Origin of the sequence: Taklimakanibacter albus (assembly GCF_016595235.1) — a bacterium.
Taxonomy (GTDB): Bacteria; Pseudomonadota; Alphaproteobacteria; order Rhizobiales; family Aestuariivirgaceae; genus Taklimakanibacter; species Taklimakanibacter albus.
The window spans coordinates 960,419-979,930 of the sequence record NZ_JAENHL010000007.1; the positions used below are offsets into that span (position 1 = coordinate 960,419).

19 protein-coding genes are annotated in these 19,512 nt (G+C 63.6%); 3 read left to right on the forward strand and 16 right to left on the reverse strand.

Features of this window, described 5'->3' with window-relative positions; translation table 11 throughout:
- The 10 genes from JHL16_RS16205 to cutA all read right to left on the reverse strand — a co-directional run.
- A partial coding sequence (locus tag JHL16_RS16205; protein WP_200185921.1) for an acyl-CoA dehydrogenase family protein occupies positions 1-888 on the reverse strand: 888 nt, incomplete at its 3' end.
- A gap of 31 nt (positions 889-919) precedes the next feature.
- On the reverse strand, positions 920-1,699 hold the full coding sequence (locus tag JHL16_RS16210; RefSeq protein ID WP_200185922.1) for an ABC transporter ATP-binding protein: 780 nt from the start codon (positions 1,697-1,699) through the stop codon (positions 920-922).
- The gene (sfnG, locus tag JHL16_RS16215; protein ID WP_348647220.1) at positions 1,696-2,763 is read right to left on the reverse strand and encodes a dimethylsulfone monooxygenase SfnG; all 1,068 of its coding nucleotides are present in this window, start codon (positions 2,761-2,763) and stop codon (positions 1,696-1,698) included. The genes JHL16_RS16210 and sfnG overlap by 4 nt, the downstream gene beginning before the upstream one ends.
- Before the next feature lie 66 nt (positions 2,764-2,829).
- Positions 2,830-4,179, reverse strand: a complete 1,350-nt coding sequence (locus tag JHL16_RS16220; RefSeq protein WP_137856241.1) for an ABC transporter substrate-binding protein — start codon at positions 4,177-4,179, stop codon at positions 2,830-2,832.
- Positions 4,180-4,204: 25 nt separating this feature from the next.
- A complete protein-coding gene (locus JHL16_RS16225) occupies positions 4,205-5,269 on the reverse strand; it encodes a branched-chain amino acid ABC transporter permease (protein WP_200185923.1) in 1,065 nt (354 codons plus the stop codon).
- Positions 5,270-5,273: 4 nt separating this feature from the next.
- Positions 5,274-6,155 (reverse strand): branched-chain amino acid ABC transporter permease, encoded by an 882-nt coding sequence (locus JHL16_RS16230; protein WP_200185924.1) that lies wholly within the window; start codon positions 6,153-6,155, stop codon positions 5,274-5,276.
- Between the two features lie 10 nt (positions 6,156-6,165).
- Complete coding sequence (locus JHL16_RS16235; RefSeq protein WP_200185925.1) at positions 6,166-6,936, reverse strand: ABC transporter ATP-binding protein; 771 nt, start codon at positions 6,934-6,936, stop codon at positions 6,166-6,168.
- Positions 6,933-7,970, reverse strand: coding sequence for an AMP-binding protein (locus JHL16_RS16240; RefSeq protein WP_200185926.1), 1,038 nt, complete (start codon positions 7,968-7,970; stop codon positions 6,933-6,935). The genes JHL16_RS16235 and JHL16_RS16240 overlap by 4 nt, the downstream gene beginning before the upstream one ends.
- Positions 7,971-7,979: 9 nt before the next feature.
- Positions 7,980-9,413, reverse strand: a complete 1,434-nt coding sequence (locus JHL16_RS16245) for an LLM class flavin-dependent oxidoreductase (RefSeq protein ID WP_200185927.1) — start codon at positions 9,411-9,413, stop codon at positions 7,980-7,982.
- 174 nt (positions 9,414-9,587) lie between these two features.
- A complete protein-coding gene (gene cutA, locus JHL16_RS16250) occupies positions 9,588-9,947 on the reverse strand; it encodes a divalent-cation tolerance protein CutA (RefSeq protein ID WP_200185928.1) in 360 nt (119 codons plus the stop codon).
- Between the two features lie 144 nt (positions 9,948-10,091).
- On the opposite strand from cutA, the gene JHL16_RS16255 reads away from it, so the two are divergent.
- Positions 10,092-10,724, forward strand: coding sequence for a dimethylsulfonioproprionate lyase family protein (locus JHL16_RS16255; RefSeq protein ID WP_200185929.1), 633 nt, complete (start codon positions 10,092-10,094; stop codon positions 10,722-10,724).
- Positions 10,725-10,743: 19 nt separating this feature from the next.
- Here the strand turns inward: JHL16_RS16255 and JHL16_RS16260 are convergent, their stop codons facing one another.
- Genes JHL16_RS16260 through JHL16_RS16285 form a run of 6 tightly spaced genes read right to left on the reverse strand, consistent with a single transcriptional unit; the run spans position 10,744 to position 17,446 of the window.
- The gene (locus JHL16_RS16260; RefSeq protein WP_200185930.1) at positions 10,744-12,102 is read right to left on the reverse strand and encodes an LLM class flavin-dependent oxidoreductase; all 1,359 of its coding nucleotides are present in this window, start codon (positions 12,100-12,102) and stop codon (positions 10,744-10,746) included.
- 14 nt (positions 12,103-12,116) lie between these two features.
- Complete coding sequence (locus JHL16_RS16265) at positions 12,117-13,181, reverse strand: ABC transporter ATP-binding protein (protein WP_200185931.1); 1,065 nt, start codon at positions 13,179-13,181, stop codon at positions 12,117-12,119.
- Positions 13,178-14,041, reverse strand: coding sequence for an ABC transporter ATP-binding protein (locus JHL16_RS16270; RefSeq protein WP_200185932.1), 864 nt, complete (start codon positions 14,039-14,041; stop codon positions 13,178-13,180). Before JHL16_RS16270 ends, JHL16_RS16265 begins: the two co-directional genes overlap by 4 nt.
- Positions 14,038-14,919 (reverse strand): ABC transporter permease, encoded by an 882-nt coding sequence (locus JHL16_RS16275; protein ID WP_200185933.1) that lies wholly within the window; start codon positions 14,917-14,919, stop codon positions 14,038-14,040. The genes JHL16_RS16270 and JHL16_RS16275 overlap by 4 nt, the downstream gene beginning before the upstream one ends.
- Positions 14,916-15,881 carry an ABC transporter permease subunit gene (locus tag JHL16_RS16280; RefSeq protein WP_200185934.1) on the reverse strand — a complete coding sequence of 322 codons (966 nt, stop codon included), beginning with the start codon at positions 15,879-15,881 and terminating at the stop codon, positions 14,916-14,918. The genes JHL16_RS16275 and JHL16_RS16280 overlap by 4 nt, the downstream gene beginning before the upstream one ends.
- Positions 15,882-15,898: 17 nt before the next feature.
- A complete protein-coding gene (locus JHL16_RS16285; protein ID WP_200185935.1) occupies positions 15,899-17,446 on the reverse strand; it encodes an ABC transporter substrate-binding protein in 1,548 nt (515 codons plus the stop codon).
- A 292-nt stretch (positions 17,447-17,738) separates the two neighbouring features.
- On the opposite strand from JHL16_RS16285, the gene JHL16_RS16290 reads away from it, so the two are divergent.
- Positions 17,739-18,251, forward strand: coding sequence for a flavin reductase family protein (locus JHL16_RS16290; protein ID WP_200185936.1), 513 nt, complete (start codon positions 17,739-17,741; stop codon positions 18,249-18,251).
- A 14-nt stretch (positions 18,252-18,265) separates the two neighbouring features.
- A complete protein-coding gene (locus JHL16_RS16295) occupies positions 18,266-19,504 on the forward strand; it encodes an SfnB family sulfur acquisition oxidoreductase (RefSeq protein WP_200185937.1) in 1,239 nt (412 codons plus the stop codon).
- Positions 19,505-19,512 lie beyond the last annotated feature (8 nt).

Here is a 19,512-nt window from a genome sequence, read left to right on the forward strand (position 1 = left end):
GGCGCCTGACGCATAGGCGCTCGAATGCGCCTGGCCGACCACCTGCAGCACTTGCGGGTCCTGGCGCGGTACCCGCGCCGTCGCATGGGTGAAGGTGCGCGTGCGGCGCGCTACCTGCTCCGACACCTCATCCGCCGCCGCCCGGGCGATGCCGGTCAAGGTGGCGAGATGAACGGTCTGGTAGAAGGCGGCCTGGTATTTGAAGCGGTCGTCGCCCGTTTGCACATGGTCGAAGGGCAATTCGATATTTTCATAGATCGAGGTGCCGCTGCCGGTGAGCTTCTGGCCAAAACCGTTCCAGTCGTCACGCTGGGTGAGGCCCGGCGCCGAGGTCGGCACCGCCGCGACGATGACCTTGTCCTCAGGCCCCGTGCCGACGAGCTCGATCCAGTCGGCGAACAGCGAGCCGGTGCTGTAGTACTTTTCGCCATTGACGACCCAGCCGCCATTGAGCCGCTTGATGGTCGTGGCGAACGTCCCCGCCTTGGCGCCGCCCCGCTCGGTGAAGCCGCCGCCGAAGATGTCGCCTGCGGCGAACCGGGCGAACCATGCTTTACGGCGCTGCGCATCGCGCGACGCCAGCACATCCTCGACCGCGCCATAATGCGCCCGGAGAATCTGGGTGAAGTTGGAATCGGCGGCGGCGAGCTCGCTTAGCAATTCGAACAATTCCGGCAGGCTCGCGCCATAGCCGCCATTGGCTTCCGGCACGCGCAAGGCGCCGAAACGCGCCTCCTTCAGCCAGCCGATCTCCTCGAAGGGCAGCTTGCGCTCGATCTCGCGGGCGACGGCGCCTTCGGCGATCCGCGCGAAGAGGGGGCGGAATTTCTGGGCGAGTTCTTCATAACGTCTGGAAGGGCCCCTGCCCCAGGCATTGACGGTCGTCATATTCGTACTTCACTCCGATGATGAGCAGGCTTCAGTGCCGCGTCGGCTTTGCAGCCGCGGCACTTCCCCCGCCCAGATAGATGTTCTTGATTTCGTCGCGCCGGGCGAGCTCGGACGCCGCCCCCGAGGCCACCACGCGCCCCGTCTCCAGCACATAGGCGTGATCGGCATAACGCAGCGCCAGATTGGCATTCTGCTCGGCGAGCAGGAAGCTGACGCCGCTGTCGCGATTGAGCTGGCGGACGATCTCGAAGATCTCCTCGACGATGAGCGGCGCCAGCCCCATGGACGGCTCATCGAGCAGCACCAAAGTCGGGCGCGTCATCAGCGCCCGGCCGATCGCCACCATCTGCTGCTCGCCGCCCGAGGTGAGCCCGGCGCGCGATTGCCGGCGGGCTTTGAGCCGCGGAAACCACGCATAGATGCGCTCGAGATCATCGGCGATGCGCAGCTTGGACAGACCCCGCACATAGGCGCCGGTGATCAGATTCTGCTCGACGGTCAATTGCGGAAACACATGCCGGCCTTCCAGCACCTGCACCAGCCCGTCGGAGACGAGGGCGGACGGATCACGCCCGAGAATATCCCGGCCGCGCCAGCGTATCGTGCCCTGGCTCACCTGGCCGCGCTCGGCGCGGATCAGATTGGAGATCGCCTTGAGCGTCGTCGATTTTCCGGCGCCATTGGCGCCGAGAAGAGCGACGACACCGCCTTCGCCGAGCGTCAGCGAGACGCCGCGCAACGCCAGGATCGCCTGGCCGTAGACAGCTTCGACATTCTCGACGACGAGAAACGGTTCGGGCGCGTTCATGCGGCCTTCTCCGCGCCGATAGGATCGCTCAGAAGCGGAATGACGTCGCGCCCGAAGGCCGGCAATTCATCGGTGAAATGCAGGAAGGCGGTGAGGATCATGTCGACGCCCACCGCCTCATATTCGCGGATGCGCCGGGCGATCTGCTCGGGCGGTCCGAAGAGACGCGTCTTGAAGCCGTCATTGGGCTGGACGAGATTGGCATAATCGGAATCGACCCACATGCCGATCCGGTCGCGTGTCGACGTGCCGGCTTCCTTGACCTGATCGCCGAAGGCCTTGACGATCTCGGGATCGGCATGGGCGACGATCGCCTCGAGCTGCTCGAGCGCCTCTTTCTCCTTGTCACGCTGGATGACGAAGCCATTGAGGCCGAATTTCACGGTGCGTCCAGCCTTGGCCGCGAGCGCGCGCACTTCCTCGATCTGCGCCTGGACATTCTCGACGCTGTTGCCATTGAGGAAATACCAGTCGGAATGATGCGCCGCCATGCGCCGCGCCGCTTTCGAATTGCCGCCCTGGAATATCTCAGGGTAAGGCGCCGAGACCGGCGGCGGCCTGAGCCAGCCGCCATTGATGCGGTAGAAGTCGCCGCTGAAGGTGAAAGGATCCTGCGTCCACAGGCCTTTGAGCACCTGGATGAACTCTTCCGAGCGGCGATAGCGCTCGTCATGCTCGAGCCAGGGCTCGCCGAAGATGCGGAATTCGTCACGGAACCAGCCGCTCAATATGTTGATGGCGAAGCGGCCTTTAGAATAGACATCGATCGTGGCGCCCATCTTGGCGACCATGGCCGGGTGCCAGAAGCCGGTGTGAATGGCCGAGATCAGCTTGAGCTTCTTGGTCTGGGCCGCGAGGATGGCGGTGCAGGTGATCGCCTCCTGCTGCAGCTCCCAGCCGTGGCTGGCGATGAAGCGTGCCGGCGCCAGGCCATATTCGAAGCCGAGTTCCTCCGCCTGCTGCGCCAGCCTGGCATTGTAATCGAGGCTCCAGTCGGTGCGCTGCGGCAGGTTGCTGATGACGAAACCACCGCTGCCGAGCGGCATCCAATATCCAAATCTCACTGGCTTGCTCCCGTAATCGAAAGAGAAGAAGCCGGCCGCCCCGCAAGGGACGGCCGGCTCGCCTGTTCAGTTGCTGACATCCGGGCGCGGCGTGATGCCCTTTTCCTTGGCATAGGCAGCGGCGCGCTCATAGATGAGCGGCAGCAGCAATTCGCGGTCGGATCTCACCCAGCCATTGCTGACGATGTTCCACTTCTCGCCGTCCCACTGGAGGATCTTGCCGGCGCCGCCGCCTTCATGATCCTTGATCGACAGCTCGAGCGGCTGCACCAGCCCGTCGGCGCCGATCTCCTTCAGCCGCGCTTCGTCAAGCTTCAGATTCTCGAGGCCCCATTGCGCTTCCTCGCCGGTGACCGGGCGGTTGCCGAATTTCGACTGCGCCTTGCGGATCGCCTCGACCGAGATGATCGCTTCGATAACACCCGAATTGTAATAGACCGAGCCGAAGCTCTTCGGGTCCTTGAGGTCGCTCAGGCCTTTGTCGACGATATTGGCCTTGAGCTTCTTGAGGATCTCGAAATCGGCGCCGGCCGGGAACGGCGTCACCGCCTTATAGCCCTTGCCGACGGCGCCCGCCGGACGGACATCCTCTTCGGAGCCCGACCAGATGCCGCCGATGATGTGATCGACCGGGAAGCCGGTCTTGGCCGCCGTCTTGATGGCCACCGGCGTCATCACGCCCCAGCCGCGCAGGAAGACATAGTCAGGCTTGAGCTGGCGGATCTTCGCCCATTGCGCCGACTGCTCATTGCCCGGATGCGGCACCGGGATCTGGATATTCTCGAAGCCATAGGTCTTGGCGAGGAAGTCGAGCGGGACCTGGGTCTCCTTGCCGTAAGGACTGTCGTGATAGACGGTCGCGATCTTGAGACCCTTGAGCTTCTCCTTGCCGCCTTCGATCTCGGCGATGTGGTTGATCACCGAAGAGGCTTCCGACCAGAAGCTGAACAGCACCGGGAAGGAATAGGGGAAGACGCGGCCGTCGATCGACTCGGTGCGGCCATAGGCGATGGTGATCTGCGGGATCTTGTCGGCCACCGTCTTTTCGGTGAGCGCCTTGGAGATCGGATCGCCATGCGGCAGGAAGATCGGCACCGGCGAGCCGTCCTTGCCGGCCTTGACCCGCTCATAGCATTCGACACCCTTCTCGACTTCCCATTCGGTCTCGCATTCGTCCCAGAACAGCTTGACGCCGTTGATGCCGCCTTCGACCTCGTTGATGTAACGGAAATAGTCGATCTCGCCGGCCCACACCGGAATGCCGCTCGACGCATAGGCGCCGACCCGGAAGGTGGCGAGCGGGAAATATTGCTGCTTGGCCTCTTCGGCGGCGGCCGAGAAGACCGACGGGACGGCCGCCAGTGCGAGGGCCGCGAAAGCGAGGCCGCGCAAGGCTTTCTTCAATCTACTGGACATTCGAGTTCTCCATGATGAAAGGGGTTCAGGATTTGAGCGGCCACAGAGCGAGGCGCCGGCGCGCACGAAGCAGGAGCGCGTAAAGCCCGTTCGGCTCCTTGATCAGAAAATAGACGATCAGAGCGCCGAACAGGATCTTCTGCAGGTTTTCCGACTGGCCCGCATCGATGGCACCGGCGAACAGGTTCGCCGAGACATTGCTGATCAGGATCGGGACGAGGATGACGAAGGCGGAGCCGATGAAGGCGCCGGCGATCGATCCCATGCCGCCGATAATGATGATGAACAGCACGGTGAAGGAGCGGTCGAGGTCGAAGGAGCGGGCATCGACGGTGCCGAGATAGGCGAAGGCCCAGAGCGCCCCGGCAATGGCGATGATGAAGGAGGAGATCGCAAAGGAGGCGAGCTTGTTGAAGGCGATGGGAATGCCGGCGACCGCCGCGGCGGTATCCATGTCGCGGATCGCCATCCAGTTGCGCCCGACCTGGCTCGTCACCAGGTTCCAGGCGAGCCAGGTCAGGATCACGACGCTGGTCAAGGTGAGGAGATAGCGCCCGAGCGGCGTCGAGAGGTCGGCCCCCAGAAACACGAGCTTGGGCGCCGAGATCGAGCCCGATGTCGTATAGTTGGAGAACCAGCCATATTGGTTGAAGAGCCAGGGCAGGAAGAACTGCGCGGCAAGCGTCGAGGCCGTCAGATAGAAGCCTTTTATCCTGAGGCTCGGCAACCCGAAGATGACGCCCGCCAGCGCGCCGAACAGGCCGCCGATCACGAGGCTCACAGGCAGTGGCAGATCCGGCAGGCGCAGCAGCACATTATAGGTGGCGAAGGCGCCGACCGACATGAAGGCGCCGGTGCCGAGCGAGGCCTGCCCGGCATAACCGGTCAGAAGATTGAGCCCGAGACCGGCCAGCGCCATGATCAGAAACGGGATCAGGATGGCGTTGAACCAGTAGTCATGCACCACGAAGCCCAGTGCATAGAATGCAAGGACGAGACCGGCGATGGCCAATGGCCCGACGCGCCAGCGCCGCAGCACTTCTGGGCTTTCGACGGTTTCGGGCGGTGCGGGAGCGGCGAGCGCGGTCATGGCGTCATACCCTTTCGATGGCGCGATCGCCGAACAGGCCGGCCGGCCGGATCAGCAGGAAGGCGAGCGCCACGACATAAGCGAACCATGTCGACACCGAGCCGCCGAGAAGATCGCCGAGATAGATCTCGGCCAGGCTTTCGCTGGCGCCGATCAGCAGGCCGCCGACAATGGCGCCGCCGATCGAGGTGAAACCGCCGATGATGAGGACGGGCAGAGCCTTCAGCACCACCAGGGTCAGTGAGAACTGAACGCCCTGCCGCGCTCCCCACAACAGGCCCGCCACCAGCGCGACGAGCCCGGCCACACCCCACACGATCCGCCACAGCGTGGGCAATCGGATTCCGATCGACTGCGCGGCGAGCGGATCATCCGCGATCGCCCGCAAGGAGATGCCGATGCGGGTGAAGTTGAAGAACAAGGACAGCGATATGACCAGCGCGCCGGCGGTCGCCGCCGCGAGGAGATCGAACTGGCTGACCAGGATCGGCCCCACTTCGATCGGAATGTCGTCGATGCCGAGATTGAGCTCATGGACGCTGGCGCCCATGAACAGCTGCGCCAGGCCTTCGATGACGAAGGACAGCCCGAGCGTCGCCATGAACAGAGTGAGGTCCGACTGGCCGATCAGGGCGCGCAGTACGAAACGTTCGATGGCGATGGCGCCCGCCACCATGACGACCAGGGTGACGAGGAGTGCCGGCACGAAGTCCCAGCCCGCTTCGCGCAAGGTGACGAAAGCGAGGGCCGCGAACAGGACCATCGATCCTTGCGCGAAATTGAAGATGCCGGAGGCCTTGTAGATGAGGACGAAGCCGATCGCGACCAGCGAATACATGACGCCCGCCAGAAGGCCGCCGACCAGGGTCTCGAGGAAGAAGCTCATGGGGCGATCCTCAATGCACGGTGCCGAGATAGGCGGTGACGACATCGGGATTGTCGCGCACTTCTTGCGGGCTGCCGTCGCCGATCTTGCGGCCGTAATCGAGCACGACGACATGGTCCGACAGGCCCATCACCACGCCGATATCGTGCTCGATCAGCACGATGGTGGTCTTGAGGTCGCGATTGACGTCGAGGATGAAGCGGCTGATCTCCTGCTTCTCGTCGTGATTCATGCCGGCCATCGGCTCATCGAGCAGCAGAAGTCTAGGCCTTGAGACGAGAGCGCGTGCCAGTTCGACGCGCTTCTGCAGCCCATAGGGCAGCTGGCCGACGATCCAGTCGCGATAGGCCTCGATCTCCAGAAAGGCGATCGTATCTTCGGCGAGCTCGCGGAAGTGACGGCTTTCGGATGCCGAGCGGCCTACGCGGAAAGTATGCTCGAGAAGGCTCGCGCGCGCTTTGCGGGTGAGACCGGCCAGCACATTGTCGAGCACCGTCAGCCGCTTGAACAACGCATTGTTCTGGAAGGTGCGGCCGATGCCGAGGCGCGCCGCAAGGCGCGGGCGCGGCCGGCGCAACGCCTTGCCGGCAAAGGTCAGCTCGCCTCGATCGCTGCGATAGACGCCGTTGATGACGTTCAGAAGCGAGCTCTTGCCGGCGCCGTTCGGTCCGATCAGCGCGCAGATCTCACCATCGGCGACATCGAAGGAGATGGCGGTGAGCGCCTTGATGCCCTTGAACGACAGGGACACGTCGCGGATCGAAAGCAGGGCCTCGCTCATCGCGCCGCCGCCACCGCGACAAGCCGCTCGCGCGGATAGGTTTTGGGCGGCGTCGACACGACGACGCGTGCCGGCTGGACCGGCTGTCCGAGATTATCGAAGGCGAGACCGAGCCCACCGAACAGTCCGGGTGAACTGGTCTCCGCCGGCGCGGTGATGGCAATGAGACGCCGGAAACCGAGGCGGTTGCGCAGAAGGGCACGCGTGAGGGCGAACCAAGGCGCCGCCCCTCCTTTCAGCGCACCGCCGACAAGCCATCCCGACAAGGATTTACGGGCCGGCAGGCGCTCGCGGATCGCGGCGTCGTTCTGATGCAGGCGGCTCCCCGAGGCGATCCATCTTTGCGGTGCGATCTCGCGCCGGTCGCGCGTCGCGGCGGCGAGCAGCTCGGGCAGAGCAAGGGGCTCGCCCGAGGACACCCAGTGATCGAGCACGATATCGAGACCGTCGGCCCACTCGGTCGATTCCTCCACCCAAGTCACCGGCAGTTTCGTGTCCGTCGGCTTTCTGTCGACGGATTTCGCCCAGCCGAAGGGCTTGCCCAGCATCTTGAGCAGCGGCAAGGTCACGATGCCATGGCGAGGCGGCTGGCTGTCAGGTGTCGCATGATCGAAGACGATCGGCACTTCGCGGCGATTGCGCGTCGCCTCGCTCCATTCCTCGACCGTCTCGCGGCCCTGCCCGATCACCAGGCTGATGGTCGGATCCGCCACGACGCGGTCGAGCTCTTCAGGCGATGCCGAAAGCGGGACCGACACGATATCCGCACCCACCGCTCGTATCGCGGCGCCGGAGAGCAGCAGGCGCGCGGTGATCTCGCCGTCGATGGCGACACGGCTGCCTTCGCTGACGCCCAGATGGTGGAGCCCGCCGGCCAGACGGTCGATTTCCTCGAGCACATCGGCCCAGCGCCTGACCACCCACACGCCGCGCCTCTTATGCAGCAGAGCCGGCTGTCCGGCATTGCGTCGCGCGGTGGCGATCAGGCGGTCGAGGAAGGAAATATCTTGCGAGAGCGCATGGGAACTTGGCATGGCTTTGCCTCAGACGGTTTCGGGAATACGGGAGGCGGCGCTCTTGGGCGCCAGCCGGGCGGCGGCTTCGCGGCGCTTCACCGCCTCGATGTCGCGATATTGCGCGGCGGGATGCGGCGCCTGGAGATAAGGGCCTTCGCCGAAGAGTTTGTCGCGCAGCGTCCCGGGCCGGTAGGCCGTGGGATAGACGCCGCGCCGCTGCAATTCAGGGACGATAAATTCGACGATGTCCTCGAAGCTCTCGGGCGTCACCGCATAAGCGAGATTGAAGCCGTCGACATCGGTATCCTCGACCCATTCCTGCAGCGTATCGGCGACCTTCGTCGGCGATCCGACGAAAACCGGGCCGAGACCGCCAATGCCGCCAAATTTCGCCAGCTCTTCGATAGACCAGGGCTTGTCGCGGCTGGAGAAATGCTCGACCATCGAAATGATGGCATTCGTTTCGACCTTCTTGACGAGGTCGTCCGGTGCATATTGGCCGAAATCGATGCCGCTCCAGCCCGACATGAAGACGAGTGAACCGTCATAAGAGAAATATTGCTTGTAGTCGTCGAATTTGGCTTGCGCCTTGGCGTCGGTCCCGTCGGTGACGATCGAGGCGAGGTTATAGATATAGAGCTTGCGTGGATCCCGCCCCGCCTTCGCCGCGCGGCTGCGGATCTCGCTGACATAGGCCTTGAGCAGCGACTTGGTCGGCGCGGCGACGAAGATGCATTCGGCATGGGCGGCGGCGAATTCCTTGCCGGGCCCCGAGGCACCCGCCTGATAGAGAACGGGCGTGCGCTGCGGCGACGGCTCGGTCAGCTGATAGCCCGGGACGTCGAAGAACTTGCCTTTGTGGCCGATCTCATGGACTTTCTCGGGATGTGTGAAGATGCGCTTCTGAGCATCGCGCACCACGGCCCCTTCTTCCCAGCTTCCTTCGAGCAGCTTGTAGAGCACCTCGACATATTCGGCGGCCACCTCATAACGGTCGTGGTGACGGCGCAGACCGCCTTCACCGATATTCTTCGCACCGCTTTCAAGATAGGAGGTGACGATGTTCCAGCCGACGCGGCCTTTCGTGTGGTGGTCGGCGGTCGCGATCCGGCGCGCGAATGTGTAAGGATGCTCGAAGGACGTCGATGCGGTGATGCCGATGCCGAGATGTTCCGTCGCCAGCGCTATCGGAGCGGCGAGCTGGAGCGGATCATTGACGGGAATCTGCGCCGCCTGCTGGATCGCGTGGTAGTTCGAGCCCTTATAGACATCGTAGTAGCCGATGACGTCGGCGATGAAGATGCCGTCGAAAATACCCTTCTCGAGAGTCCGGGCAAGATCCTGCCAATAATCGAGATCCTTGTATTTCCAGGACTTGTCGCGCGGATGTGCCCACAGGCCGGGCGACTGATGGCCGACACAATTCATGTCGAAGGCGTTGAAACGAAGTTGGCGGGTCATCGAAATACTCCTGTGTGGTGGGTCATTGCTAAACTGGCCAACCCCTCGCCAACAATTGAGAATTGCTTGCACCCCGCACAAACAAAACTGCGAACCACCCTGATGACGCAAAAGCGAGTGGCGCGACGGCGAACGCCGTCGCGCTTCATGCAGAGAAGTTCCCGTCTCGAAGTCTCAGGCGGGTGATGCGGAGCTCACCGGCTGTGCTTCCGTTTGCAGCCATTTGAGCCAGTCGGGGTCACCCGCGACGACCGGCCAGGCCTTGATGCCCGGCGTAACGTAGCTGTGCAGCTCGCGGACACGCTGGCTCAGCCTGGAAAAATTCTCCGGCAGTGTCTTCAGGAGCAAGGTCGTCTCGGCCTTCTCTCTCACCGCGCCATCCCACCAGAAGAAGGCGGTGATGCCGGGGACGATATTGGCCGCGCCCGCGAGCCGCTCCTCGACCAGAATGCGGCCGATCTTCAACGCCTCTTCCTGGCTCGGCACGCCAATCGACACTTCGAGGGCAAGGGGAGATTTTTCCGGTTTGCTCATACTGAGGTCCTCTGCTTTTCTCCAAACTATGGGCAATCAGCCATCATGAGGACGCAGAAATTCTAACGACCGCTCTTGGAAAAACTAAATTGAGCGGGCACAAACCGTGACCGCCATGTGGAAGAAGCCGTGGAGTTCCGCCAAATGCCTGATCTCGCCTCGCTCGATCGCCATGTAGATGCCTGTCGACGCCTCATTCTCGATCGCCTCGATCGCGGCAGGGATGAACCGCCCGCAACGCGCCGGGAGATCGATACGTTACTTGCACTGTCGAGCTCCGACGCGGGGCCGCTGTCGCCCGTTTCTCCCACCCGCCTCCCGGCTTGCGACTTCCTGCCTGACGCGCTGGCGCTTGGCGATCTGGGGCCCGAAGCGGACATAGCCCGAGCGCTGTCGGCAATCGCGCCGGCATTGCACTGGACCTATTCCTATCCTGATGATCCGCGCCTGAACGGCCTCGCCTCGGCCATCGCCTTTACCCAGATCATAGGCCGGCAGGGCCTCAAGCGGGATAACGGGCTGCTGTTGGGCCTCACCCTCATGGCGCCGCACACGATCTATCCGCTGCACGCCCACCCGGCGGTCGAGTTCTATCTCGTGATCGCAGGGACGGCTCTATGGCAAGCGGGGCACGAGCCGGCAATGGCACGTCCGCCCGGATCGCTGATCTTTCATCCAAGTGGTGTGGCCCACGCCATGACGACGGCGGCGGAGCCGCTACTCGCCGTCTTCACCTGGCATGGCGATATCATGTCGCCCTCGGTCTATCTGACGTGATCGCCATTGACCCACCAAGCTATTCGGCCGCACTCACTTTGATGTGCGACCGTGCAGCCGGCCGCGGCAGACCGAGATTCTCACGCAGCGTGACGCCTTCATACTCGGTGCGGACAAGGCCCCGCTTCTGCAAATGCGGAACGACGAGGTTCACGAAATCGTCAAAGCCGCCCGGAAGATAGGGCGGCGCCACATTATAACCATCGCAGCCTTCATTCACGAACCAGTCTTCGAGCTGATCGGCGATATCTTCGGGCGTTCCCGAGACCAGCCGGTGGCCGCTTGTCATGGCGATGTTCAGATAGAGATCGCGGAGGGTCAGCTTCTCACGGCGTGCAACTTCCACCAGAAGCCGCTGCCGGCCCTTCGGTCCATTGGTGGGCGGCAGCTCCGGCAAAGGACCATCGAGGGGATGATGCGAAAGATCGAAGGCGCCGATCAGGCCGGAAAGAAAAGCCAGACCCGGCGCCGGATGGGTCAAGGATCTGAGCCGGGCTTCCTGCTCTTGTGCCTCGGCGCGGCTTCGGCCGATCACCGTCACCACGCCCGGCATGATGTTGAGAGAATCGGGTGACCGGTCGTATTTGACCATCCGCGCCTTGACGTCGGCATAATAAGCGCGTGCGTCGGGCAATGTCGGTTGCGCCGTGAACAGAACCTCGGCGGTCTCCGCGGCGAGCTCGCGGCCATCATCCGACAAGCCTGCCTGAACCATCACCGGATATCCTTGCGGCGGGCGCGGAATATTGAGCGGCCCCTTGACCGAGAAATACGTGCCGTGATGGTTGAGGATATTGAGCTTCGCCGGATCGAAATAGATGCCGGACTGCTGATCGAACAGGAAGGCGTCATCGCTCCAGCCGTCCCACAGGCCGGTCACCACCTCGACAAATTCGCGGGCGCGCTTGTAGCGGTCGGCATGGGCGAGATGGCGATCGAGATTGAAGTTCTGCGCCTCGGCCTCGGCCGCCGAGGTGACGAGGTTCCATCCGGCGCGGCCACCGGAAAGATGATCGAGCGAGGCGAATTTCCGGGCGACCGTATAGGGCTCGTTGTATGTCGTGCTGACGGTGGCGACGAGGCCGACCCGCTTCGTCACCATCGCCAAAGCGGAGAGAAGCGTCAGGGGTTCGAACCGCGTGCTCCAGGCGGTGCGCGCCACGGCATCGATATTCTGATCCCAGATGACGGCCGCATCGGCGAGGAAAATGAAATCGAAGCCGCCGCGCTCCGCTGCCTGGGCCAGATCCACATGATGCTGCAGGCTTATGCCACCATCGACCTGCGCCCCCGGATAGCGCCACCCCGCCACGTGATAGCCGACGGGATAGATCGAGGCACCGAGCTTCAATCGTTTCTTTCTATGTGTATTCGCCATGATAATTCACCAGTTCAAGATTTCTGTGCGGCCGCGACCTGAAGCCTGGCGCCCGTGGCGGCCCGGCCCGTGATCCGATTGAGGTCGGACGCCTCGAGGTGACAGCGGATCGCGTGACCCGGCGCAACCTGGCGCCATGGTGGTTCGGCGCTTCGGCATAGACCGTCGATCCGGTGGCGGCATTGGCTGGCAAAGGCGCAGCCGGTTGTCGGTGGTGACGACGTCACTGCTGGACTTGCCGCGTCGCCCGCCGCTTCACGCCGCCGGCCGAATACCGGCACGGCCTCGAGCAGCAACGACGTATAGGGATGATAGGGTGGAGCGAAAACGCGCTCCACCGGCCCCACCTCGCACAGATGCCCGCGATAGAGGACAGCGACGCGATCCGCGAACCAGCGGACCACCGCGAGATCGTGGGTGATGAACAGCATCGACAGGCGGGTTTGCGTCTGTATCGAACGCAGGAGCTCGAGGATGGTCGCCTGGGCCGACACGTCGAGCGCCGATACGATCTCGTCGCAGAGCAGCAGGGAGGGTCGCGCCGCGAGCGCCCGCGCGATCGCCACGCGCTGGCGCTCACCGCCGCTGATCTCGCTGGGGAAACGCTCGGCATAATCGGTGGGAAGCCGCACCGCCTCGAGAAGAGAGGCAACCTCCTGCCGGCTGTCCGCATCTGACAGGCCGAAGAACAGTCGCAAAGGCCGCGCGATGATGCTCCCGATACGATGGCGGCGATTGAGGGACGCGTCCGGATTCTGAAAAATGATCTGGATCAGACGCCGCAATTCGGCCGCACGCCGCTCGACCGGGAGCGTCAGGTCGTGACCGCCATAACGCAGGCGGCCCGCGGCTGCGGGAAAGAGGCCGGCAATGGTGCGGGCGATTGTCGATTTCCCACTGCCGCTTTCACCGACGAGCGCCAGCGTCTCACCGGCGCCGACGGCAAAGGACACATCGTCGACCGCCGGAGGCGTCTTATTTCTTCTGCCGGAGAAGAGGTGCGGGCGTTCATAGCGGCAACTGAGATTGTCGATATGCAGTTGCGGCACGATCGCGGTGCTTCTGATCATCGCCGTCATGCCGTAATTCTCTCCGGCGTCCTGCGGCTGGCGGGCAACAGGGCCGGATCGGGCGGCGCTTCCAGACGCGGGATCGAGGCCACAAGAGCCCGTGTATAGGGATGACGCGGCCGCAGCAGGACGTCCTCCATTTGGCCGATTTCGACGATTTCTCCCGCATGCATGATGGCGATGCGGTCGCAGATTTCGCTGAGTGTCGCCAGATCATGCGAGACATAGAGCATGCTCATCCGGCTCGACAGGCGCAGCCGGATCAGAAGGTCGATGATGCCGCGCCGTGTCATGGCGTCCTGCCCGGTCGTCGGCTCGTCGAGGATCAGGAGATCCGGCATGCGGCAGAGCGCCAGGGCCAGGGCGATACGCTGCTGCTGGCCGCCGCTGAACTGATGCGGAAAACGCGCCAATGCCCCGGTGGGATCCGGAAGGCCGACCTGGCTGAGCTGGCGCCGCGCCTCGGCGGCAAGCTCGGCCTTATTCATATGGGGCCGATGCGCCCGCAGGGTTTCCGCGAACAGGCTTCCGATCCGCAATGTCGGGGTGAGCGATGCACCGCCATTTTGCGGCACCAGCGCCAGCCTGACGCCGCGAAGCCGGCGAAGCTCCCGCGCCCGGAGGGTCGAAAGATCGATCCCGTCGAACTGCACCGATCCCGCCCGCAGGCGCCGCTCGCCACGTCTCTCGCCGAGCAGCACCGAGGCGAGTGTCGACTTGCCGCAACCGGATTCGCCCGCCAGCCCGAGTATTTCGCCGCGACGGACAGCCAGGCTGAGATCACGGATGACGGAATGCCACTGCCCTTGCTGGCGATAGTCGACCGTCAGCGACGCGACGGTCATCAGATCATGCGCAGCGGCCGTCATCGGACACCTCCCTGTTCGGCCGGACCGAAAAGGCGATTGACGCCATCGGTGAAGAGATTGACGGCGGTCACCAGCATGGCCATGCCGGCGGCCGGCGCCGCGACCGGCCAGATCGAGGCATCGATCGTGCCGCGTCCTTCATTGACCATGAGCCCCCAATCGGCAGTCGGCGGCTGGGCGCCGAAGCCGAGAAAGCCGAGCCCCCCGATGAACAGGATGGAATAACCGGTACGTATGGAAAACTCGACGATGAGCGTGCCGGTGACATTGGGCAGGAGCTCGCGCAGCACGATCGACAGACTGGTCTCGCCACGGGCCCGCGCGGCGGTGATGAAATCCTCCGATGCCACCGACTGCGTCGCCGCGCGGACGACACGGGCGACATTGGGCACCGAAAGCAGGCCGACCGTAACGGCGACGAGCGGCGCGCTGGCGCCCAGCGATCCGACAATGAGCAAAGCGAAGATGATGGAGGGAATGCTCATGATGATCTCGAGCATGCGCATGGCGACTTCATCGAGGACGCCGCCGCGATAACCGATGAACATGCCGAGCAGACCGCCAATCGAAGCGGACAATCCGGCCGCCGCGCCACCCATCAGGAGAATGGTACGGCTGCCATATATGGTGCGACTGAGGACATCCCGTCCCAGGCTATCCGTTCCGAGAAGGAAGGCCGCGGATGGCGGCTCGAAGGGCGAACCGACGAAAATTTCGTTGGGCGGATAGGGCGCGATGGCCGGCGCCAGCATGGCGACCGCGGCATAGGCCAGGAGCACGAGGCCGGCGACTTTCGCGCTCACCGGCAAACGTTGCAGGGCAAAGCGGCGACCGGCCGGACGCGGCCGCGATTCAAGGAGCACGGAGAGGTCCGTCATGCCGTTCTGGTCCGCAGTTTCGGATTGAGCAGCAGCGTCGCGATATCGGCGACGAGATTGACGGCTATGTAGGCCGCGGACAAAGCGAGCGCCGCGCCCTGTATCATCGGAACATCGTGAAATCGGATCGACTCGACCAGCAGCCGGCCGAGTCCCGGATAGTTGAACACGACTTCGACAACGACGATGCCGCCGACCAGCCAGGAAGCATTGAGCGCGATGGCGTTGATGGCCGGTGAAAGCGCGTTGGGCAGCGCATGGACGAAGAGGACGCGCAGCGGCGATAGGCCGCGTAACGACGCCATGCGGACATAATCGGACTTGAGCACCTCGATCATCGAATTGCGCGTCTGGCGCACGACATAGGCGGTCATCGCGAAATTGAGGGTGATCACCGGCAGAGCCAGCATATGGATCACGTCCCCAAACGACTTCGCCTGATCGATGAGCGCCAGCGGCGGAAAGAGCTGCAGGTCGTTGGCCAGCAGCATGATGAGAAAGATGCCGACGACGAATTCCGGGATCGACATGCCGATGAGCACCGCCGCCGACAGAGCGAGGTCGGATGCCCCATCGGGCCGCGCCGCGGCCAGCAGGCCAAGCCCGATGCTCAGCGGAATGTGAATGAGGAGCGCCAAGCCCCCGAGCAGCAGGGTGCGGCCAAGATAACCTGCGATGTAGGAAAACACCGGCCGGTCGGCCACCAGCGATCGCCCGAAATCACCCTGGACGATCCCGCCAAGCCAGCGGGCATAGCGCTCCGGCGCCGGATCCGACAGACGCAGCTGCGTGCGCAAGGCCGCGAGCGACTCCTTCGTCGCCTCGCGGCCCAATATGCGCTCGGCCGTGTCGCCCGGCAGAAGTTCGACCGCCGAGAAGACGATCAGCGACACGACGAAGAGCGACAAAACGGAGAGCGCCAGGCGAGTGACGATCAATCTCGGAATCGGAGCGACACGCACCAGGCTATCTCACAATCTCAATCGACAATCGTCACATCCACATAGCTCTGCGAGAGCTTCTGCGGATGCAGCTTCCAACCCCTCACATTGGCGCGCGTCGCGCCGATGGCGTCGGCGAACAGGAGGATCAGCGCCCCGCCATCGTCGCGCACCAGCTCCTGCGCTTTCTGATAAAGCTCACCCCGCTTCTTCTCATCGATCGTACGGCGTGCCTCGAGAATGAGCTTGTCGAACGCGTCATTGTGCCAATGGGTCTCATTCCATTCGGCATCGGAGAGGAACGGCCGGGCGAGCGCCGCGTCGGCTCCCTTTCCACTCCAGGCGGTGACGATGAACGGCTTCTTGAGCCAGATATTCGACCAGTAATCTTCGGCAGGCGCTTGATTGATCGAGATGCGGATGCCGGCGGCTTCGGCTTGCGCCTTGTAGGCGGTGGCGAGCTCGACAAGCCCGGATCCAGACGCGGACGTGTAAAGCTCGACATCGATGCCGTCCGGATAACCGGCCTCGGCCAACAGCTTCTTGGCTTGTTCGATATCCTGCTTGCGTGGCTCGTCCGGCAGGCCGAATTTGATCCAGGGCGCCACCGGCTGGTCATTGGCGACGGAACCATGGCCGCCCAGCACGGCTTTGAGCAGTTGATCGCGGTTGGCCGCCAGCTTGAGCGCGAGCCGGACCCGCGGATCATCGAAGGGCTTGGTATCCGTCCAAGCGGCAAGGCCGAGCCAGAAGGATGTCTTTGCCGTCTGCAGGACGATGTTCTTGTCCTGCTCGAGGCGTGTCAGACCGCGCAGCGGCAGATCCCAGAAGAGATCGACCTGTCCGGAAACGAGGGCGGCGATGCGGGCGGCCTCCTCCGGGATCGAGCGCAGCTCGACGCGATCGACACCCGGCTTGCCCGGCTGCCAATATTGGTCGTGGCGCACATAGGTGCTCGGCTCCTCACCCGGCACGAAGCGCTCGACCTTGAAGGCACCGGTACCGATGCCGGCGGTACGCACCTGCTCATTGGTCTGGCCGGCCTTGACGACCTTGTGGCTGTAAATGAGCTCGGGAAATTCGACGACCGGTTCGCGCAGCTTGAACTCGACCGTCAGGTCGTCGACGGCCTTGATATTCTCCGGATCGATCGGCGCGAGCCACGCGGCGGACGGCGACGGAGTCTTCGGATCGAACAGGCGGCGGAAGCTGAAGATGACATCGGTCGCCGTGAACGGACTGCCGTCATGAAACTTGACGCCCGGACGCAGGTTGAAAGTCCATACGCTGCCATCGTCATTCGGCTTCCAGGCGGTCGCGAGGCTCGGCTGAACGGCGAAGGCCTCGTCGAGCTTGACCAGTCCCTCGAATACGAGTCCGGCCCGCGCGGCATCGGGATCATTGGTGCCATAGGCCGGGTCGAGCGTCCCCTTCACGCCATCCGCCTCACCTGAGGCAATGCGAAGGGTTTTGATGCCGCCGGCAGCCTTGACCTGCTCGATGGGAAACAGCGCGCTGCCGCCAAGCACGGCGGCACCGGCAAGCAGAGTGCGGCGCGACACGCCGGTCCTGGTCTGATTTGTCATTCTCGTCTCCGGAAATGGATGAGGTGGCTCGATCATCACAGCCATCCTCATTTGAGGAAGCCTGCGCACCGATGAAGCGAGTGTGGCCTTCCGATACGTGTTGAAAAACTGAGTAATTCTGCCGGCGAGGACAAACAAAACTCACAGGCCCCGCGCCAAGGGGAGGACAATTGAGAATTGCTAAAGCACCGGACAAACAAAACTGAGACCCGGGATCGGCGGCGATGAACTAATCTCCGGCATCGAAACGCGCCGACCGCGTGATCGCGCGCGCAAGGGAACAGAGCAGATCATGACCATTGCCGTGAAGTCGCCGCAGGATTTCACCCATCATCCCACGACGCTGCGCGACGCGATGCGCCATCTTGCCGGCAGCGTCAGTGTCATCACCGCCGGCACCGGCGAGGACCGCACCGGCTTGACCGTCACTTCGGCGATTTCGCTTTCGGTCGAGCCGCCGACCATGATCGTCTGCGTCAATCGCGGCGCATCGTCCTGGCCGGTCATCCAGAAATACCGCCATTTCTGCGTGAACATCCTGGGCAGCACACATCGCGACGTCGCGGAACGTTTTTCCGGCCGCGGCGGCATCAAGGGGCCCGCCCGTTATGACGGCGCCTCCTGGAATACGCTCGTGACGCAAGCTTCCGTGCTTGAAGACGCCGTCGCCGCGATCGATTGCGCGGTGGAGGAATTCATCGAGCGCCACAGCCACGCGATCGTCATCGGCGCGGTCAAAGCCATCACCGTCAAGGGCGGCGCACCGCTGGTCTATGGCGGCGGCCGTTATGGCGGATTCATTTGAGGAGCGTCGCCACCATGACCGTACAACCCGCCAAAGCCATCGCCGCCTTTCCCGTGCCGAAACCGCGCGACAAGCATGCCCATGTCATCCGCACTGACAGCGAGGCGATCGAGATCGCCCATGACGTGGCGGCGATCCTGGCCGAAGGCGCCGCCGAGCGCGACCGCGAGCGCAAGCTTCCCTATGCCGAGATGGATCTCCTCTCTGACCGGGGCCTTCTCGCCATCACCGTGCCTAAAGAGTTCGGCGGCGCCGGCGTCGCCACCGGCACGCTGGCCGAGGTGATCGCCATCATTTCCGCCGCCGACGGATCGATCGGGCAGATTCCACAGAATCACTTCTTCATGCTGGAAGGCCTGCGGCTCCAGGGCTCGCCCGAGCAGAAGCAGTTCTTCTACAAGGCCGTGCTGGCGGGCGAGCGGCTCGGCAATGCGCTGTCCGAGATCGGCACCAAGACGGCACAGGATCACGCCACCCGCATCACCCGCGACGGCGATGGCTTCCGCCTCAACGGCCGGAAGTTCTATTCCACTGGCGCCCTCTTCGCCCATTGGATCGCGGTCATCGCGAATAATGACGACGGCAAAAGCACGCTCGCCATCGTGCCGCGCGAGACCGAAGGCATCACCATTATCGACGACTGGTCGGGCTTCGGCCAGCGCACCACCGGATCCGGCACGACCATTCTCGACAATGTCGCCGTTCATCCCTTCTCGGTCGTCCCCTTCCATCTTCTTTTCGAGACGCCCTCGTCGATGGGGCCGCATGCCCAGATCATGCATGCCGCCGTCGATCAGGGAATTGCGCGCGGCGCTTTTACCGAGGCCGTGCGTTTCGTGCGCCAATATACGCGGCCGTGGAAGGAAAGCGGCCTCGAGCACGGCTATGAGGACCCGCATATCATCTCTGATATCGGCGAGGTGAAGATCAGGCTCGATGCCGCCGACGCACTCCTCGGGCGCGCCGCGCGTTTCGTCGACGAGGCCACCGCCAACCCGACAGCCGAGACCGTCGCCGCCGCCTCGATCGCCGTGGCGTCGGCCAAGGTCGCCGCCACCGAAGTGTCGCTCCTCGCCGGCAGCAAGCTCATCGAACTCGGCGGCTCGCGCTCGACCCTCGCAGAATTCAATCTCGACCGCTACTGGCGCAATGCCCGCACCCATACGGTGCATGACCCGGTGCGCTGGAAATACCGGGTCATCGGCAATTACTGGCTCAACGGCATCAATCCGCCGCGCCACGGCGCCATCTGAAAGCATAG

Coding starts and splice junctions, on each gene's coding strand:
- JHL16_RS16295 (WP_200185937.1), top strand. CDS start 18,266: ATGACCGTACAACCCGCCAAAGCCATCGCCGCCTTTCCCGTGCCGAAA.
- JHL16_RS16245 (WP_200185927.1), bottom strand. CDS start 9,413: ATGACCCGCCAACTTCGTTTCAACGCCTTCGACATGAATTGTGTCGGC.
- JHL16_RS16275 (WP_200185933.1), bottom strand. CDS start 14,919: ATGACGGACCTCTCCGTGCTCCTTGAATCGCGGCCGCGTCCGGCCGGT.
- JHL16_RS16225 (WP_200185923.1), bottom strand. CDS start 5,269: ATGACCGCGCTCGCCGCTCCCGCACCGCCCGAAACCGTCGAAAGCCCA.
- JHL16_RS16265 (WP_200185931.1), bottom strand. CDS start 13,181: ATGACGGCGATGATCAGAAGCACCGCGATCGTGCCGCAACTGCATATC.
- JHL16_RS16255 (WP_200185929.1), top strand. CDS start 10,092: ATGCCTGATCTCGCCTCGCTCGATCGCCATGTAGATGCCTGTCGACGC.
- cutA (WP_200185928.1), bottom strand. CDS start 9,947: ATGAGCAAACCGGAAAAATCTCCCCTTGCCCTCGAAGTGTCGATTGGC.
- JHL16_RS16240 (WP_200185926.1), bottom strand. CDS start 7,970: ATGCCAAGTTCCCATGCGCTCTCGCAAGATATTTCCTTCCTCGACCGC.
- JHL16_RS16285 (WP_200185935.1), bottom strand. CDS start 17,446: ATGACAAATCAGACCAGGACCGGCGTGTCGCGCCGCACTCTGCTTGCC.
- JHL16_RS16290 (WP_200185936.1), top strand. CDS start 17,739: ATGACCATTGCCGTGAAGTCGCCGCAGGATTTCACCCATCATCCCACG.
- JHL16_RS16270 (WP_200185932.1), bottom strand. CDS start 14,041: ATGACGGCCGCTGCGCATGATCTGATGACCGTCGCGTCGCTGACGGTC.
- JHL16_RS16230 (WP_200185924.1), bottom strand. CDS start 6,155: ATGAGCTTCTTCCTCGAGACCCTGGTCGGCGGCCTTCTGGCGGGCGTC.
- JHL16_RS16235 (WP_200185925.1), bottom strand. CDS start 6,936: ATGAGCGAGGCCCTGCTTTCGATCCGCGACGTGTCCCTGTCGTTCAAG.
- JHL16_RS16220 (WP_137856241.1), bottom strand. CDS start 4,179: ATGTCCAGTAGATTGAAGAAAGCCTTGCGCGGCCTCGCTTTCGCGGCC.
- JHL16_RS16210 (WP_200185922.1), bottom strand. CDS start 1,699: ATGAACGCGCCCGAACCGTTTCTCGTCGTCGAGAATGTCGAAGCTGTC.
- JHL16_RS16260 (WP_200185930.1), bottom strand. CDS start 12,102: ATGGCGAATACACATAGAAAGAAACGATTGAAGCTCGGTGCCTCGATC.